A 16,402-nucleotide genomic window follows, 5' to 3' on the forward strand; every position below is an offset into this window, starting at 1 on the left:
ATGCGGGGGGCCGTGCGCGGGTGCCGGTCACGCCGACTCGTCGGCGACCGCGGAGGCCGACGGGGCCGCCGAGGCCGACGGGGCCGACGCGGTCGCGGGAGCGCGCCGCTGGACGAGGACGAGCGCGGCGGCCGCCGCCGCGGCGGCGAGGATCGTGCAGAAGCCGTAGGACACGGCGAAGTCGTCGGCGGTGGCGGCGCCGCCGTCCTGGAGGAGCGCGGTGAGGACGGCGATGCCGAGCGCGCCGCCCACCTGCCGGGACGTCTGGTTCAGGCCCGTCGCCGTGGCGAACCGCGGCAGCCCCGCCGACAGCGCGGCGGCGTTGGACAGCGCCGTCGTGACGCCGCCCATCCCGATGGCGACCAGGGTGCCGCAGGGCAGCCAGAACGTCAGGAAGCTCGGGTCGGCGGGCAGCCCGAACGTCGCCCACACGCCGCCCGCGACGATCACCGCGAGCGATCCGGCGGCCACCGGCCCGGGGCCGGTCCGCGCGACGAGCCGTCCCGCGTAGACGGCGCAGGCCGACGCGACCACCGCGCCGGGGCTCATCGCCAGCCCGGCCTTCAGCTCGGAGTAGTCCCACACGGTGGTGAGGAACAGCACGCCGGTGAGCATCCAGGTGAACAGCACGCCGCCGTACAGGAACGCGCTGAGGTTGGCGAAGGAGAACGCCCGGATCCGCCACAGCCCCATCTCGATCGCCGGGACGGGGTGCCGCGCCGACCGCCACAGCGCGAGCAGCACGAGCACGACCCCGGCGGCCAGCAGGCCGAGCGTCTTGGGCGAGTCCCAGCCCCAGTCGCCGCCCTCCGTCACGCCGAACACCGCAAGCCCGACGCCGCCGCCGAACAGCACCGTGCCGACCGGGTCGGGCGGCGTGCCCCGGCCCGCGTCCGCCGGGATGGCGCGCGCGCCGGCGACCAGCAGCAACCCGATCGGGACGTTGACGAGGAACAGCGACCGCCAGCCGAACGCGTCGACCAGCACGCCGCCGACGCTCGGGCCGATCGCCGCGGCCAGCGCGCCCGCGGCGCTCCAGGTGCCGATGGCCCGCGCCCGTGCGGCGGGCGGGGTGTCGACCAGGACGACGGCGAGCGACGCGGGGATCATCGCGCCCGCCGCCGCGCCCTGCAGCGCCCGCAGGACGTACAGCGCGGGCACGTTCGGCGCCAGCGCGCAGGCGAGCGAGAAAAGGGAGAACGCGCCGACGCCGAGCGTGAACAGGCGGCGCCGTCCGAGCGCGTCGGAGAGCCGCCCGGCGGGGGCCAGCAGCGCCGCGAACAGCACGGCGTACAGGGAGATGACCCACGACACGTCGGCCATCGAGGCGTCGGGGTAGTCGTGCCGCAGGTCGGGGACGGCGAGGTTGACGACCGTCACGTCGAGCAGGGCCAGGAACGTCGCCCCGCACGCCAGCACCAGGACGTTGGGGGTCCTCGGAGCGGGCGGCGGGGATGGGGCGGGGTCGGGTCCGGCGGTCACGGTTTCCTCCGTTGTCTGCCGTGGGGGAGCGGTCAGCCGTCGTGGACGAACCGGGGCGGCGCGGTACGGCGGCCGAAGGCGCCGGCGGCGCCGCCCATGGACACGTGCGGGTCGGACAAGGAGCCTCGGCGTGCGCCTGGACGGAGGCGGTGCCGGGCGATGCGGGCCCTCGGGGGGTTCTTAGGCGGTGCGCTCGGCGAGGGCGGTCAGGGTGGCGGCGGCGATGACGGCGTGGCCGCGCATCGAGGAGTGCAGCAGGTCGGAGCTGTACATGTCGCGGGACGGCGCCGTCGGGTGCGCGGCCATGTCGACCAGGATCGCGTCGTGCCGCCGGGCGACCGCGCGGACCAGGTCCGCGAGCGCGAGCAGCGTCGGGCCGATGGCCGCCAGCTCCGGGTAGGCGCCGCTGATGTCCTGGACGGCGAACAGCACCACGTCGGCGCCCGCCTCGCGCAGCGCCGCCGTCATCGCGTCCAGCTCCGCCTCGACCGCGTCGGCGGCGAACGTCCCGTTCACCACGTCGTTGCCGCCCGCCACCAGCCCGACCAGGTCGGGCGCGAACTCCAGGACCGGGCCGAGCTGCGCGGCCCGGACCTGCGCCGCCGTCTGGCCGACCACCCCGAAGTTGCGGTACTCCAGGTCCGGGTGGCGGCGGCGGAGGGCGCCGGCGACCCGCTCGCACCAGGGCGAGTCGGCGTATCCCGCGAGCGGCTCGCCGATCCCGCGGGCCAGGCTGTCGCCGACGACCGCGAACCGCCGCCACGGCGCCGCCGCCAGCAGCCGGTCGGCCTCGGCCTCGCCGACGCAGTACGGATCGGTGGACTCGGTCAGGCTGGAGGACGGGCTGGAGGACGGGGAGGTGAGGTCGGTCATCGGTCTGCTGCCCTTCGGTCGGTCAACCAGGAGCCGGGGGAGCGGGCGCGCCCGGGACGGCCGCGCCGTCCAGCCGTGCCCGGATGGCGCTGAGCGCCCTGTCGTAGGCGTGCTCGTCGTCGAGCAGCAGCGCGGCGGAGTTGGCGGCGTTGACGAGCGCGTCGAGCTCGAACGCAAGCTGCCGGGGGTCGACGCCCGGGTCGAGCTCGCCGAGGCGCTGCGCGTCCCGGATGGTCTGCTCGTACAGGGCCATCCAGTCGCGCTTGGACGCGGCGAGGGCGTCCCGGACGCGGCCGGGCCGGGCGTCGTACTCGGCGCCGACCGAGTAGAGGAAGCAGCCGCCGGGGAACACCCGCCGCTCGGAGTAGCCGAGCCAGTTCTCGCAGAGCGCCAGCAGCCGCGGCAGGCCCGGCGCCGTGGCCATCGACGGCCTGACCACCTGCGCGACGAACAGCTCGACCGCGGCCGACACGACCGCGAGCCGCAGCTCCTCCTTGGACCCGAAGTGCGCGAACAGGCCGCTCTTGCTCACCTTCAGCTCGCCGGCGAGCCGCCCGATCGTCAGCCCTTCGAGGCCCTCCAGCGAGGCGATGTCCATCGCGTGCCGCAGGATCCGGGCGCGGGTGCGGTCGCCGCGCCCCGGCCGCTCGTCGCGGTCCCGCCCCGCCGCCCGGCCGCCCGTCACGGCGCCTCGATCCGGGCGAGCCGGGCGAGGACGCCCTGCCGCCACTGCTCGCCCAGCGCCGGTGTGCCGATCATGCGGCGCAGCCCCGCCGGGTCCACCCGGTCGCGCGGGGCGTAGCTGCCGGTGAAGAGCGCGTGCACGGTCGGCGCCGCCGGGTCGGTCTCGACCCGGCGCAGCTCGCCGCCGGTCGGCACCCGCCCGGCGCGCAGGACCCGCAGGTACCAGCCGCAGCGGCCGCTGCCGATCATGTGCGCGGCGACGTCCGTGCGGCCGGTGTGGGCGGCCAGCTTGTAGCACGGGGTGCGCGGCTGGGACACCTGGACCAGCGCCTCGCCCCAGCTCCACACGTCCCCGATCCGCACCTCGCGCTCGTCGGGGCCGGCGACCGCGAGGTTCTCGCCGACCCTGGCCGGCTCCAGGTCGGAGCCCACCGCGCGCCAGAAGGCGTAGTTGGCGGACGGGTACACGTAGACCGCCTTGTCGGGGCCGCCGTGCGCGACCGGGTCGGCCTGCCGGTCCCCGGCGAGCCCGGTCTCGCCGAGCGCGATCTCGGGCTCGGTGACGGGCGCCTTGCGGATGGCGCTCCAGACCTCCCGCACGTCGTTCCCGGCGACCTGCGGGGTGCCGACGTAGACGCCCCGCACCGCCAGCGTGTCCACCATGGCCGCAGTTTTAGCACGATCGTTCGTTCCGGTCAACGAACGCAGTCAACCCAGGTGAGAAGCCTGAAAAGCACGAGCGTTCGGTTATGCGCGGGCACAGCCCGGGAGGGGTCACGGTGGTCCGCCGCCCACTCCCGGCCCCTTGACAGCGCCGCCGCGGGCACCGGCCGAAGGAGCGGGCACCGCCGCCGGCCGCCGGCCCTTGACGGGGCCGGGGCCGTCTCGCCGGCGAGACGCCTGCGATATCGAATTGCCCGAGTTCCTTTTTCCTTCCCATTCCGTGCGCCCGCCCTTCTTCGCATTGATTCGCACTTCCTAGGATCCAGGGTGATCGAAGTCGCGTCGGCCGGGTTCGGACACGCCGCGCGCCTCTTTTCCTCGCCTTCAGGGAGGTGGAATGAGCGTTTCCGAGGATGACGCCGAGACGACGGTTGCGATCATCGGCCTGGGCTATGTCGGCGCGTGCGTCGCCGCCACGCTGGCCGCCCGCGGGACGCGGGTGGTCGGCGTGGACGTCGACGCGGACCTGGTCGCGGAGCTCGGCTCGGGCCGGTGCCGGTACCGGGAGGACCGGCTGGCCGAGACCTTCCGGGACGGGCTGGCGGCCGGGCGGCTGCGGACCACGACCGACGCGTCCGCGGCGGCGGCCGCGGACGTGGTGGTGATCGCCGTGGGCACCCCCGTCGCCGCCGACGGCTCGCTCGCCGACGGGCAGCTGCGGCGGGCCTGCGAGACGCTGTCGGGCCACCTGCGGCCCGGTCAGCTCGTCGTGGTGAAGAGCACGGTCCCGCCCGGCACCACCCGCGGGCTGGTGGCGCCGCTGCTGGAGGCCGGCGGGCTGCGCGCGGGCCGCGACTTCCGGCTGGTGTTCACCCCCGAGCGGCTCGCCGAGGGCGCCGCGATGCGCGAGCTGCTGACCCTGCCGATCGTGGTGGGCGGCCTGGACGCGGCGGGCACCGCGGAGGGCGCCGCCTTCTGGCGGCGCGCGCTCGGAGTCGAGACGATCACGGTCGAGTCGGCGGAGGCCGCCGAGATCGTCAAGCTGGCCGACAACTGGTGGATCGACCTCAACATCGCGATGGCCAACGAGCTGGCGAAGTACTGCTCGCTGTACGGCGTGGACGCGCTGGAGGTGATCGCCGCGGCCAACACCATTCCCAAGGGCGGCGCGATGGTCAACATCCTGCTGCCCAGCGTCGGGGTGGGCGGCTCCTGCCTGACCAAGGACCCGCTGCTCGTCCGCGAGTCGGCGGCCCGGCGCGGGCTGGAGATCCGCACGGCGGCCGCGGGACGCGAGGTCAACGACGGGATGCCCGACTACACCGCGCGGCTCATCGCCGACGGGCTCGCCGACCTCGGCCGCGACATCGCGGGCGCGCGGGTGGCCGTGCTCGGGCTGGCGTTCAAGAACGACACCGGCGACCTGCGGGCCACCCCGACGCGCGGGGTCATCGAGGCGCTCGCCAAGGCCGGCGCCGAGGTGCGGCTGCACGACCCGCTGGTGGACCCCGGCGAGGCGGCGGAGCTGTTCGGGGCGCCGCCGCTGCCCGACGCGGCCGACGCCGTCCGGGACGCCGACTGCGTCGCCGTCCTCGCCTACCACCGCTGCTTCCGGGAGCTGGACTTCGCGGCGCTGCCGGTCGCCTCGCCGTGCCTGCTGGTGGACGGACGCGCCTACCTGTCGGCGGAGGAGATCGCCGGACTCGGCGACCTCGGCTACGCCTACCGGGGGATCGGACGGCCGGCGTGTCCCGCGCGGTAGTCACCGGCGGGTGCGGCTTCGTCGGCGCGCACCTGGCCGAGGCCCTCCTCGGACGCGGCGACGAGGTGACGATCGTCGACAGCGTCCCGCCGCCCGCCCACCTGGCGCGGCTCGCCGAGCACGCCGCGTTCGTCAAGGCGGACGTGCGCGACCCGGACGCGCTCGCCCGGGCGATCAGGCCGGGCGTCGACATGGTCTACCACCTGGCGTCGGTGGTGGGCGTGGACCTCTACCTGGCCCGGCCCCTGGACGTCATCGACATCAACTGCGGCGGCACCCGCAACGTCCTCGACCTGGTCGCCCGGGCGGACACGGCGGTGCTGGTGGCCAGCACCAGCGAGGTCTTCGGCAAGAACCCCGCCGTCCCGTGGCCCGAGGACGGCGACCGCGTCCTCGGGCCGACGTCCGCCGACCGCTGGACCTACTCCACCAGCAAGGCGATGGCCGAGCACATGACGTTCGCCTACGCCCGCCAGCGGGGGCTGCGCGCCGCGATCGTGCGCTACTTCAACGTGTACGGGCCGCGCCAGCGGCCCGCCTACGTGGTGAGCCGGTCGGTCCACCGCGCCCTCAACGGCGTCCCGCCCGTGGTGTACGACGGGGGCGCCCAGACGCGGTGCTTCACCTACGTCGATGACGCCGTCCGGGGGACCCTGGCGGCGGCCGGGACGGCGTCGGAGGGCGCGGAGGGCGGGGCGTTCAACCTCGGCAGCACGGTCGAGACCACCGTCGCGGAGGCGGTGCGGACGATCGCCGAGTTGACCGGCCACCGGGCGCCGCCCGCGCCGGTCGACACCCGCGCCGCGCTCGGGACCGCTTACGAGGATCTGGTCCGCCGAATCCCCGACACCACGAAGGCGGCCGAGGTGCTCGGCTGGGAGTGCCGCACTTCCTTCCGCGAGGGACTGGCCAGCACGATCGAATGGGCCAGGGCGAATCCGTGGTGGCTGGCGCTGCCGGACAGCGGGGCGTCCTGAGCGCGCCTCCCCATGGATGCGCCTGTTCGGGTTGACGGCTGATCAACCGCGCAAGATTCTAGGGTCTGGGCGGACGCCGGGACCGGACCGCCGCATGCCGGAAAGCGGGAACGGCCGCGGACGGCGGGGCGGGGACGGCCGGCGGGGGAATCAGAGATCAACACTGCGACGGACAGGCCAGTGGAGGGTCCATGAGATTCCGGCTGCTCGGGCCGCTGGAGGTCTGCGGAGACGACGGCGAGCCGATCCCGCTCCCGCAGCGCCGCAGGCGCGAGCTCCTGGCGGCCTTCCTGCTGCACGCCAACGAGCCGCTGTCCGGCGAGGCGCTCATCGACGCCGTCTGGGGCGCGGACCGGCCCGGCTCGGCCGGCGGCGCGCTGCGCACGCACGTGTGGGCGCTGCGGCGGCTGCCCGGCCTCGACGGGCGGCTGCGCAGCCGCAACGGCGGCTACCTGTTCGAGGTGCGCCCCGGCGAGCTCGACGCCGAGGAGTTCGCGCGGCGCTGCGGCGAGGCCCGCGCGAGCCTCGCCGCCGGCCGGCCGCCCGAGGCCGTCGGCGTCCTGGAGGAGGCGCTGCGGATGTGGCGCGAACCGCCGCTGGAGGACGTCCCCGCCACCCCCGCCCTCGCCGGCCGGACCGAGCGGTTGCACGCCCAGCGCCGCGCCGCGCAGGACCTGCTCATCGAGACCGAACTCGACCTCGGCCGCTACCGGCAGCTCATCCCGCGGATCCGGGAGCTGGTGGCCGCCGACCCCACGCACGAGCACCGCTGGGCGCAGCTCATGCTCGCGCTGTGCCGCAGCGGCCGCCGCGCCGAGGCCCTCGCCGCCTACGGCCAGGCCCACTCGATCCTCACCGAGGAGATCGGGCTGGAGCCGGGGACCGAGCTGCGGCGGCTGCACCGGATGGTGCTCGCCGAGGCCCCCGAGCTGGACATGCTGCCGCTGCTGGCCTCCGGGGCCCTCGACCAGGGGCCGGCGCGGATCGTGCCCGACCAGATCCCGCCCGAACCCACCGACTTCGTCGGCCGCGAGGCCGAGACCTCCACCCTCCAGGACGCGCTCACCTCCGCCCGCTCCGGCGCCGGGGTGCCGATCGCGCTGATCCGCGGCCGTCCCGGCGTCGGCAAGTCGTCGCTGGCCGCGCACGTCGCGCACTCGCTGCGCCCGCTGTTCCCCGACGGCCTGCTGTACGTCGAGCTCGGCGCCGCGAAGGCCCCGCCGGACGTCGCGGCCGCGCTGGAGGACGTGCTGCGCGGCCTCGGCGTCCCCCCGTCGGCGATCCCGGTCGGCGCGGCCGGCCGCGCCGGGCTGCTGCGATCCCGGCTCGCGGGCCGCCGGGTCCTGATGGTGATCGACGACGCCGGGGAGAGCGAGCAGGTGCTGCCCTTCCTGCCGGGGACGGCGGGCAGCGCGGTGCTGGTGACGAGCCGCGCCCGGCTGGCGTGGCTGCCCGGCGCCCGGACCGTCCGCCTCGACGTGCTGAAGCGCGCCGAGGCGTTCGCGCTGCTGCGGCACATGGTCGGCCCGGAGCGGGTCGACCGCGAGCCGGAGATGGCCGGGCGCATCATCGAGGCGTGCGGCCGGCTGCCGCTGGCGCTGCGGATCGCGGGCGCCCGCATGCACACCCACGAGCGCTGGCCGCTGAGCGCGTTCGCCGACCTGCTCCCGATGGGCCGCCGGCTCGACCGGCTGTCGGCCGAGCGCCTGTCGGTCCGCGAGGGCGTCGCGTCCACCTACGCCATGCTGGACGCGGCGGAGCAGCGGCTGCTCGACCTGGTCAGCCTCGTCGGGACGCCCGACCTGCCCGAGTGGGTCGCGGGCCTGCTGCACGACGGTCCGGTGGTGCGCACGGTCCTGAACGGGCTCGTCGACCAGCACGTCCTGCGGTCGGAGGGCGTCGACTGGACGGGCCAGCCGCGCTACCGCCTGGACGAGCTGATGGCCGAGTACGCGCGGGAGCGGGTCGGCGACCTGCCCCCGCCCACGCGCGCCTCCGCCCTGGAGCGGGCGCTCGGCGGCTGGCACCGGCTGGCCGTCCTCGCCGACCGGGAGATGATGCGCGACCCCTACTACCCGGAGCCCGAGGCCGGCGGCGCCGCGGCGGCCGCGGTGCGGACCGTGCCCGTCCCCGTGATCGACCGGGTCGTCGCCGAGCCCGCCCGCTGGTTCGCCACCGAGCAGGCCAACCTCCAGGCGATCGGCGAGCGGGCCTGCGCGGCCGGCCGCTACCGCGCCGCCGCGGAGCTCAGCGCGCACCGCTTCGCCTTCCAGTACTTCACCGGCGGCACCGGCGACATCACCCGCAGCTGGCACCAGATCGCCGAGGCGGCGACGGCCGACGGCGACCTCTCGCTGGCCGCCGAGGCGGACGTGCGGATCGGGATCCTGCGCGCCGAGCACGGCGAGGACCTCGCCGGGCTGCGGCTGTTCGAGCGCGGCCTGGCGATCTTCGAGCGTGAGCACGACCACGAGAACCTCGCCCGGTCGCTGAGCTGCGTCGCCTACGGCCGCCTCCGCCGCAAGAAGTTCGTCTCCGCGCTGCACATGGCGATGCGCGGGCTGGCCGAGGCGCGCCGCATCGGGGACCGCAACTCCGAGTACCTCAGCCTGTCGGTGCTGAGCGCCGTGCACGTGCGGACGGGCGACGGGCGCACCGGCATGGCGCTGTGCGACCAGGCCCTGGAGATGGCGCGCGACATGCGGCGGCCCGCCACCGAGACGTTCGCCCTCCAGAACCTCGTCCAGGCGAACATCATCCTCGGCCGCTTCCGGGGCGCGCTGGAGGCGGGCCGCGAGGGGCTCGACCTCGTCACCGACATCGGGTCACCGCTCGGCAAGGCCCACTTCCTCATCATGCTCGCCACCGCCCACTGGGGCCTTGAGGACTACCCGCCGGCCATCGAGGAGCTCGACCGGGCGCGCGCCAGCTTCGCCGCGCAGCGGGCCTCCCGCATGGAGGTCAAGAGCCTGCTGTGGCTGGCCGTCTGCCACCAGGCGCGCGGCGACCGCGGCCGGGCGCGCGCCGCCCTGGAGGAGGCCCTGTCCATCCTCCGGCCGCTCGGCCTCCAGCACGACGCCGCACTGGTCGAGCGGGCCATCGTGGACGGCGGCGTGGTGAAGATGAGGTAGGGACGCCTCCGGGCGGCCCGGCCGCGCGGCCCGGCCGCGCGTCCCGGCCGCGCGTCCCGGTCGCGCGTCCCGCCGGCGAGACGCGCGGCCGGGCGCCCGTGCGGGCGCCTTCTCCGGTGGGCCCCGTCCCACCGGCCCGGCGATGCGTCGCCACCGGCGATGGCCGAACGCATAATCGGCCCCATGCCTGATCCGGACGACAGTGAGAATTCGCATTTCCTCGCCGAGGAATTGCTTCGCCGGGTGCTCCGTATTCCCGGCCGCCCCTTCGCGCTGCTGTACCGGCGCGACGCGGGCGCCGGACTGGAAATACTGCTGGGTGAATTCCAGGAGACCGACCGGCTGGAACGGCTCGAAACACTCGTGGGCATCGGCGGTCGGGAGGTGCTGGCCCTCGTCCCGTACCGGCAGATCACCGAGCGCGGCTTCGCCTGCGTGGACGACGGCGAGCCGCTGCTGGCGATGCCGGTGCGCGAGCGGGCGGCCCTGGACCTCGGGCGGGCCCTCGACCTGCTGCCGCGCGAGCCGATCGCGCTGACCGGCGCCGGCTTCGACCTCGGCGACGACGCCTACGGGGCGATCGTGGACCGCGTGATCCGCGAGGAGATCGGCCGCGGCGCGGGGTCGAACTTCGTCATCAAGCGCACCTACACCGCCGCGATCGCGGGCTACACGGTCCGGCACGCCCTCGCGCTCTTCGCCCGCCTGCTCGTCGGCGAGCCCTCCGCCTACTGGACGTTCCTCGTGCACACCGGCGACCGCACGTTCGTCGGCGCCACCCCCGAGCGGCACGTCAGCCTGGAGGGCGGCGTCGCGACGATGAACCCGATCAGCGGCACCTACCGCTATCCGGCCGCCGGCCCGTCCCTGGACGGGCTGCTGGAGTTCCTCGCCGACCGCAAGGAGACCGAGGAGCTCTACATGGTGGTCGACGAGGAGCTGAAGATGATGGCGCGGGTGTGCGACCGGGGCGGGCAGGTCGAGGGCCCCCACGTCAGGGAGATGGCGCGGCTGGCCCACACCGAGTACCTCGTCCGCGGCCGGACCCGCCTCACCGGGCCCGCCGTCCTGCGCGAGACGATGTTCGCGCCGACGGTCACCGGCAGCCCGCTGGAGAACGCCTGCCGGGTGGTGGCCCGGTACGAGCCGACCGGCCGGCGCTACTACAGCGGGGTCGTGGCGCTGTTCGGCCGGGGCCCGGACGGCGGCCCGGCGATGGACTCGGCGATCGTCATCCGCACCGCCGACATCGACCGCCGGGGCACGCTCCGGCTGGACGTCGGCGCGACGCTCGTCCGGACGTCGGCCGCCGCCGGCGAGGCCGCCGAGACCTGGACCAAGGCCGCCGGCGTCCTGGACGCCCTCGGCGCGAACCCCCAGAACCCGACGGAACCGGACGAGCAGAACCCGGCCGACGCGGACACGCGAAACCCGGCACGTGCGCAGAATCCGGCGGGCGCGGGAGCCGGAGGCCGGACGGAGGCCGACGCGCAGAACCCGGCGGGCGCGGGAGCGCGACGCCCAGTGAGCGCGGGTGCGTTGGGGTCGGTCTCCGTCGGTCCGGACTCCATCGCCGGTGGTGCCGCGGGTGCCAAGCCGGGTTCGCTCGGCGGGGATCCGCGGGTGCAGGCGGCGCTGACGGCGCGCAACGCCACGCTGTCGGGCTTCTGGCTGAGCCGCGAGCGCGGCGAGCCCGTCCTGCCCGGCCTGCGGGTCCTGGTGGTGGACGCCGAGGACGCGTTCACCGCCATGCTCGGCCTCCAGCTGGAAGCGCTCGGGCCGGAGGTCACGATCCTGCCGTGGGACGCCCCGGTGGACGTCGAGGACTTCGGCCTCGTGGTGGTCGGACCCGGCCCCGGCGACCCCCGCGACACCGGCGACCCGCGTATCTCCCGGCTGCGGGCGCTGTGCGCGCGGCTGCTGCGGCCGGGCGGCCCGCCGCTGCTGGCCGAGTGCCTGGGCCACCAGCTCGTGGCGTCGCTGCTCGGGCTGGAGCTGCGCGAGCAGGCGGCGCCCAGCCAGGGCCTCCAGGAGCGCATCGACCTGTTCGGCGAGCCGCGCCGCGTCGGCTTCTACAACACCTACAGCGCCGTCAGCGGCACCGACCTGGTCCCCGGCCCGGACGGCCGCGGGCCGCTGTCGGTCTGCCGGGACGCCGCCACCGGGCGGGTGCACGCCGTCCGCGGCCGCGGCCTGGCCTCGGTGCAGTTCCACGTCGAGTCGCTGCTCACCGAGCGCGGCGAGGAGATCCTGAGGGACCTGCTGGCATGGACGCTCAACCCGCAGCCGGTGCGATGACCGGTCCGCGCGAGCAGACGGAGGCCGGGCCGGGCGAGGCGTTCCCCGGCGGCGCGCCCTGGGACGGGCCGCCGGCGGAGCAGCAGCCGTCCTGGCGGGACCACCCCGCGCTCGGGCCGGTGCGGGCGCGGCTGGCGGCGGTGCCCGCCCTGGTCACGGCCGCCGAACTGGAGACCCTGGGGGAGTCCCTCGCCCGCGTCGCCGCCGGCGAGGCGCTGCTGCTCCAGGCCGGCGACTGCGCCGAGAGCCTCGCGGAGACCACGCGCGGGCACGCCCGCGCGAAGGCGGCGCTCCTCGGCCGGCTCGCCGCGCGGCTGGGCGGCGGGACGGGGCTGCCGGTCGTCCGGGTGGGCCGCATGGGCGGGCAGTTCGCCAAGCCGCGCAGCCGCCCCACCGAGCGCCACGGCGACGCCGAGCTCCCGGTGTTCCGCGGGCACATGGTCAACGCGCCCGAACCGGACCCTGCCGCCCGGCGCCACGACCCCGAGCGGATGCTGCGCGCCTACGCGGCGAGCGCCCGCGTCCTCGCCGCGCTGGACGGGCTGCGCGCCGACGCCGCCGGGCCGTGGGCGGCGCACGAGGCCCTCGTCCTCGACTACGAGGGCCCGCTCGTGCGGGCCGACCCGCGGTCGGGCGCGCTCCTCCTCGGCTCCACCCACATGCCGTGGATCGGGGAGCGGACCCGGCGGCCCGGCGGCGCGCACGTGCGGCTGCTCGCGGCCGTCGCCAACCCGGTCGCCTGCAAGGTCGGCCCGGGGGCGCGGCCCGAGGACGTCGTGCGGGTCTGCGCGGCGCTGGACCCCGACCGGCGCCCCGGCCGGCTCACGCTCATCGCCCGGATGGGCGCGGGACCGGTCGCCGAGGCGCTGCCGCCGCTGCTGGACGCGGTGCGCCGCGCCGGGCACCCGGTGGTCTGGCTGTGCGACCCGATGCACGGCAACACCCGGCTCACCGCGGCGGGGTTCAAGACCCGGCACCTGGACGAGATGGCGGCCGAGGCGCGGGCGTTCCGGGCCGCCGTGGAGCGGAGCGGGCTGCACCCCGGCGGGCTGCACCTGGAAGTGTCCGCCGACCCGGTCACCGAATGCGTGGGCGGTTCCGTGGCGACGGAGAATGACGTCCCGAATTGCTATCGGAGTTCTTGCGATCCGCGGCTGAATGACGCACAGGCACTGGCGCTGATCGACGCCTGGTGCGGTGCGCTCCCCATGTCTGGAAAGAAGATCAGCGGGCTACCTAGGATGCGGGTGTGAAAGTGAACGAATTCGGCGGGAAAGTCGCGCTGGTCACCGGCGCGGCCGGCGGAATCGGAGCGGCGGTCGTCGCGCGGCTGGCCGCGGGCGGCGCCGCGGTGGCGGCGCTGGACGTCGACGCGGAGGGGCTCGCCGCGGTCGTGAAGGGACTGCCGCCCGAGGGGCCCGCGGCCCGCCCGTACACCGCGGACGTGTCCGACAGCGCCGCGGTGGACGAGGCGATCGGCCGGATCGAGCGCGACCTCGGCCCGATCGACGTGCTGGCCAACGTGGCCGGGGTGCTCCGCAGCGGCCCGGTCACCGAGCTCGACGACGCCACCTGGGCCCAGGTCCTGCGCGTGAACCTGGACGGCGTGCTGCACTGCTCGCGCGCCGTAGCCCGGAGCATGGCGGCACGCCGGACGGGCGCCATCGTCACCGTCGCCTCGAACGCCGGGGCGGTGGCCCGGTCCGGGCTGAGCGCCTACAGCGTCTCCAAGGCCGGGGCGGCCGCGTTCACCAAGTGCCTCGGCCTCGAACTGGCGCCGTACGGGATCCGCTGCAACGTCGTCTCCCCGGGCTCCACCGACACCCCGATGCTCGGCGCGCTGCTGGACGGCGACGCCGCCGCGGCCGCCATCGCCGGATCACCGGAGATCTTCCGCAACGGGATCCCGCTGGGCCGGGTGGCCGAACCGGAGGACATCGCCGAGGTCGTCGCGTTCATGGCGTCGGACGGCGCCCGCCACCTCACCATGCAGGAGCTCTTCGTCGACGGCGGAGCCACGCTCGGGGTCTGACCCCGGCGTCCGACAGGACTTCGACAGGACGGAGCACACCCGCCGATGGCCATCACCCCGATACCGCCCTACCCGGTGCCGCCGGAGTCGGAGCTGCCCGAACCGCTGGTGGGCTGGCGCCCGGAGCCCGCGCGGGCGGCGCTGCTCGTCCACGACATGCAGCGCTACTTCCTCGCGCCCTACCAGCCGCTCCGGTCGCCGGCCGCCGAGCTCGTCGCCAACATCGGCCGGCTGGCCGGACGGGCGCGCGCCCTCGGCATGCCCGTCCTGTACACGGCGCAGCCGGGCGCGATGACGCCGCGCGAGCGCGGGCTGCTGCACGACTTCTGGGGCCCGGGGATGAGCGGGGACCCCGCCGACACCGCCATCGTGGACGGGCTGGAGCCCGAACCGGGCGACACCGTGCTGACCAAGTGGCGCTACAGCGCGTTCGTCGGCTCCGACCTGGAGCGGCGGCTGGACGCCCTGGACCGCGACCAGCTGATCGTGTGCGGCGTCTACGCGCACGTCGGCTGCCTGATGACCGCCTGCGACGCGTTCTCCCGCGACATCGAGACGTTCTTCGTGTCCGACGCGGTCGCGGACTTCACCGAGGAGTACCACCGGCTCGCCGTCCGGTACGCGGCCGAGCGGTGCGCGGTCGCCACGAGCACCGGGCGGCTGCTCGCCGCGCTCGCGCCGGTCGGCGCGGAGCCGGTGTCCTGACCGGACGACAGGGATGGCGATGCAGGAGCACACACGGCAGCGGCCCACGGCCGGGGACCTCCGCGCGATGGTCGCGGAGATCCTGGAGATCGACGCCGCGGAGGTGGCGCCCGACGCGTCCTTCTTCGGCGACCTCGGCATGGACTCGCTGCAGAAGACCGCCGTGGTCGTGGCGATGGAGCAGCGGTTCGGCGTGACGCTGGCGCCCGAGGAGGCCGCCGACGCGCGCAGCGTCGCCGACCTGCTCCGGCTGTCCGGCGGGGAAGGCTGAGGCATGGGACTGGTGGCGAGGCTGGTCGGCGACCGCGTCGCCGCGGAGCAGGGCGACCACGTCGCGCTCACCGACGAGACGGTGGGCGCGGTCACCTACCGCGGCCTGCACGACGCCACGCGCAGGTACGCGACGCGGCTGCGCCGGGGCGGCTGCGTGCTCGGCACGCGCGGCCTGGTCGTGTCCGACGACTCGGCGGGCGCGGTGCTGGCGTGCCTGGCGCTGTGGGCGAACGGCTGCGTCGCGGTGCCGGTGAGCCCGATGCTCACCGACGAGGAAATCGCGTTCATCGCCCGCGACTCGGCGGCCACCCTCGTCCACTTCGGGGTGCCGGAGAGCCGGCGGCGGGCGCTGCGCGCGCTGATCGGCGACGGCCCGACCGTCTTCACCGCCGAGCAGGCGAACGAGGCGTTCGACGCCTCCTCCGCCCGGGACGGCGAGGTCGCCGCGTACGGCGAGGAGGAGTCCGGGGAGCAGGAGGTGCTGCTCCAGTACACCTCCGGCAGCACCGGCCGGCCCAAGGGCGTCCGGCAGAGCCTGCGCGGGTTGCTCGCGGTGATCGACGGCTTCGGCCGCGGCGTCCCGCTTCGGAGCGGCGACCGGGTCCTGTCCACGGCGAAGCTGTCCTTCGGGTACGGGTTCGGCAGCTCCCTGCTGTGCCCGCTGGCCGCCGGCGCGCACGCCGTGCTGCTGTCCGGCCCGGTCGACGTCCACACGCTGATCGCCGCGCTGCGCCGGCACCGGCCCACGGTGCTGTGCACCGTCCCCCGGATGTACGCCCTGCTGGCCGAGCACGCCCGGGACCGGTCGGACCTCGCGACGCTGCGGCTCGGCCTCTCGGCGGGCGAGCACCTCCCCGACGAGCTGAGCACGCGCTTCACCACCCGGTTCGGCACGCGGCTCGTGGACGCGCTCGGCGCGACCGAGGCCGGGCACATCGTGCTGGTCGCCGACGAGGGGCCGGGCCGGGGCGCCGTCGCCGTCCCGGGCGTCACCGCGACGGTGCGCGACGAGGCCGGACGGATCGTCCCGGCGGGCGAGCCCGGGCGGCTGCACGTCAAGGGGCCGAGCGTCGCGCTCGGCTACCTGGACCGGCCCGACCAGGAGCGCGAGGTCTTCGCCGACGGCGGCGTCTACACCGGCGACATCGTCAGCCGCACCCCCGAGGGCCGGCTGCTGTACCTGTGCCGGGCCGACGACCTGCTGAACCTCGGCGGGTTCAAGGTGGCCCCGGCGGAGATCGAGGCGGTCGTGGGCGGCGTGCCGGGCGTGGCGCGCTGCGCGGTCGTCGCCGACGCCGACGAGGCCGGGCTCGCCCGCGCCGTCGCCTACGTCGTGCCCGGCCCCGGGGGCGCGGAGGACGAGCTCGGGCGCGCCGTCCGCGCCGCGATCCGCGAGCGGCTGGCCGCCTACAAGCGGCCCGCGCAGGTGCTCGGCGAGCCGCGCCGCCGACCGCTCGTAGAACTCCTCCAGCGCGCCCCGGTAGTCGCCGGTGCGCTCCGTCGTGACCGGGTAGACCAGCGC

Annotated in this window: 13 protein-coding genes; 9 read left to right on the forward strand and 4 right to left on the reverse strand. The window is 75.8% G+C overall.

All coding sequences use genetic code 11. The features are described from left to right. Window positions 1-27: 27 nt before the first annotated feature. The 4 genes from E1300_RS22380 to E1300_RS22395 all read right to left on the reverse strand — a co-directional run bounded on the left by E1300_RS22380 (window position 28) and on the right by E1300_RS22395 (window position 3,702). The gene (locus tag E1300_RS22380; RefSeq protein ID WP_165502935.1) at window positions 28-1,482 is read right to left on the reverse strand and encodes an MFS transporter; all 1,455 of its coding nucleotides are present in this window, start codon (window positions 1,480-1,482) and stop codon (window positions 28-30) included. A gap of 180 nt (window positions 1,483-1,662) precedes the next feature. Further along, the gene (locus E1300_RS22385; RefSeq protein WP_131758995.1) at window positions 1,663-2,355 is read right to left on the reverse strand and encodes an SGNH/GDSL hydrolase family protein; all 693 of its coding nucleotides are present in this window, start codon (window positions 2,353-2,355) and stop codon (window positions 1,663-1,665) included. Window positions 2,356-2,377: 22 nt separating this feature from the next. After that, window positions 2,378-3,040: a TetR family transcriptional regulator C-terminal domain-containing protein gene (locus E1300_RS22390; protein WP_242619322.1), complete on the reverse strand. Its 663-nt coding sequence runs from the start codon at window positions 3,038-3,040 to the stop codon at window positions 2,378-2,380. After that, complete coding sequence (locus E1300_RS22395) at window positions 3,037-3,702, reverse strand: MOSC domain-containing protein (RefSeq protein ID WP_131758996.1); 666 nt, start codon at window positions 3,700-3,702, stop codon at window positions 3,037-3,039. Before E1300_RS22395 ends, E1300_RS22390 begins: the two co-directional genes overlap by 4 nt. 397 nt (window positions 3,703-4,099) lie before the next feature. Here E1300_RS22395 and E1300_RS22400 point away from each other — a divergent pair, with 397 nt between their 5' ends. The 9 genes from E1300_RS22400 to E1300_RS22440 form a co-directional block, all read left to right on the forward strand. Next, window positions 4,100-5,464 carry a nucleotide sugar dehydrogenase gene (locus E1300_RS22400; protein WP_131758997.1) on the forward strand — a complete coding sequence of 455 codons (1,365 nt, stop codon included), beginning with the start codon at window positions 4,100-4,102 and terminating at the stop codon, window positions 5,462-5,464. Continuing rightward, the gene (locus E1300_RS22405; RefSeq protein ID WP_131758998.1) at window positions 5,449-6,441 is read left to right on the forward strand and encodes an NAD-dependent epimerase/dehydratase family protein; all 993 of its coding nucleotides are present in this window, start codon (window positions 5,449-5,451) and stop codon (window positions 6,439-6,441) included. Before E1300_RS22400 ends, E1300_RS22405 begins: the two co-directional genes overlap by 16 nt. A gap of 191 nt (window positions 6,442-6,632) precedes the next feature. Beyond that, window positions 6,633-9,572, forward strand: a complete 2,940-nt coding sequence (locus tag E1300_RS22410) for an AfsR/SARP family transcriptional regulator (protein ID WP_131758999.1) — start codon at window positions 6,633-6,635, stop codon at window positions 9,570-9,572. Between the two features lie 183 nt (window positions 9,573-9,755). After that, on the forward strand, window positions 9,756-11,870 hold the full coding sequence (locus tag E1300_RS22415; protein ID WP_131759000.1) for an anthranilate synthase family protein: 2,115 nt from the start codon (window positions 9,756-9,758) through the stop codon (window positions 11,868-11,870). Then, window positions 11,840-13,123, forward strand: coding sequence for a 3-deoxy-7-phosphoheptulonate synthase (locus tag E1300_RS22420; RefSeq protein WP_131759001.1), 1,284 nt, complete (start codon window positions 11,840-11,842; stop codon window positions 13,121-13,123). Before E1300_RS22415 ends, E1300_RS22420 begins: the two co-directional genes overlap by 31 nt. 2 nt (window positions 13,124-13,125) lie before the next feature. Then, window positions 13,126-13,902, forward strand: coding sequence for a 2,3-dihydro-2,3-dihydroxybenzoate dehydrogenase (locus E1300_RS22425; protein ID WP_207399897.1), 777 nt, complete (start codon window positions 13,126-13,128; stop codon window positions 13,900-13,902). A 45-nt stretch (window positions 13,903-13,947) separates the two neighbouring features. Next, the gene (locus E1300_RS22430; RefSeq protein WP_131759003.1) at window positions 13,948-14,607 is read left to right on the forward strand and encodes an isochorismatase family protein; all 660 of its coding nucleotides are present in this window, start codon (window positions 13,948-13,950) and stop codon (window positions 14,605-14,607) included. Between the two features lie 19 nt (window positions 14,608-14,626). Continuing rightward, window positions 14,627-14,878, forward strand: a complete 252-nt coding sequence (locus E1300_RS22435; protein ID WP_165502936.1) for an acyl carrier protein — start codon at window positions 14,627-14,629, stop codon at window positions 14,876-14,878. A 3-nt stretch (window positions 14,879-14,881) separates the two neighbouring features. Continuing rightward, window positions 14,882-16,402, forward strand: a 1,521-nt coding sequence (locus E1300_RS22440) for a class I adenylate-forming enzyme family protein (protein ID WP_131759005.1), incomplete at its 3' end; no start/stop codon positions are given.

The organism is Actinomadura fibrosa, assembly GCF_900659615.1.
Classification (GTDB): Bacteria; Actinomycetota; Actinomycetes; order Streptosporangiales; family Streptosporangiaceae; genus Spirillospora; species Spirillospora fibrosa.

Coding starts and splice junctions, on each gene's coding strand:
- E1300_RS22385 (WP_131758995.1), bottom strand. CDS start 2,355: ATGACCGACCTCACCTCCCCGTCCTCCAGCCCGTCCTCCAGCCTGACC.
- E1300_RS22395 (WP_131758996.1), bottom strand. CDS start 3,702: ATGGTGGACACGCTGGCGGTGCGGGGCGTCTACGTCGGCACCCCGCAG.
- E1300_RS22400 (WP_131758997.1), top strand. CDS start 4,100: ATGAGCGTTTCCGAGGATGACGCCGAGACGACGGTTGCGATCATCGGC.
- E1300_RS22410 (WP_131758999.1), top strand. CDS start 6,633: ATGAGATTCCGGCTGCTCGGGCCGCTGGAGGTCTGCGGAGACGACGGC.
- E1300_RS22415 (WP_131759000.1), top strand. CDS start 9,756: ATGCCTGATCCGGACGACAGTGAGAATTCGCATTTCCTCGCCGAGGAA.
- E1300_RS22420 (WP_131759001.1), top strand. CDS start 11,840: ATGGACGCTCAACCCGCAGCCGGTGCGATGACCGGTCCGCGCGAGCAG.
- E1300_RS22430 (WP_131759003.1), top strand. CDS start 13,948: ATGGCCATCACCCCGATACCGCCCTACCCGGTGCCGCCGGAGTCGGAG.
- E1300_RS22435 (WP_165502936.1), top strand. CDS start 14,627: ATGCAGGAGCACACACGGCAGCGGCCCACGGCCGGGGACCTCCGCGCG.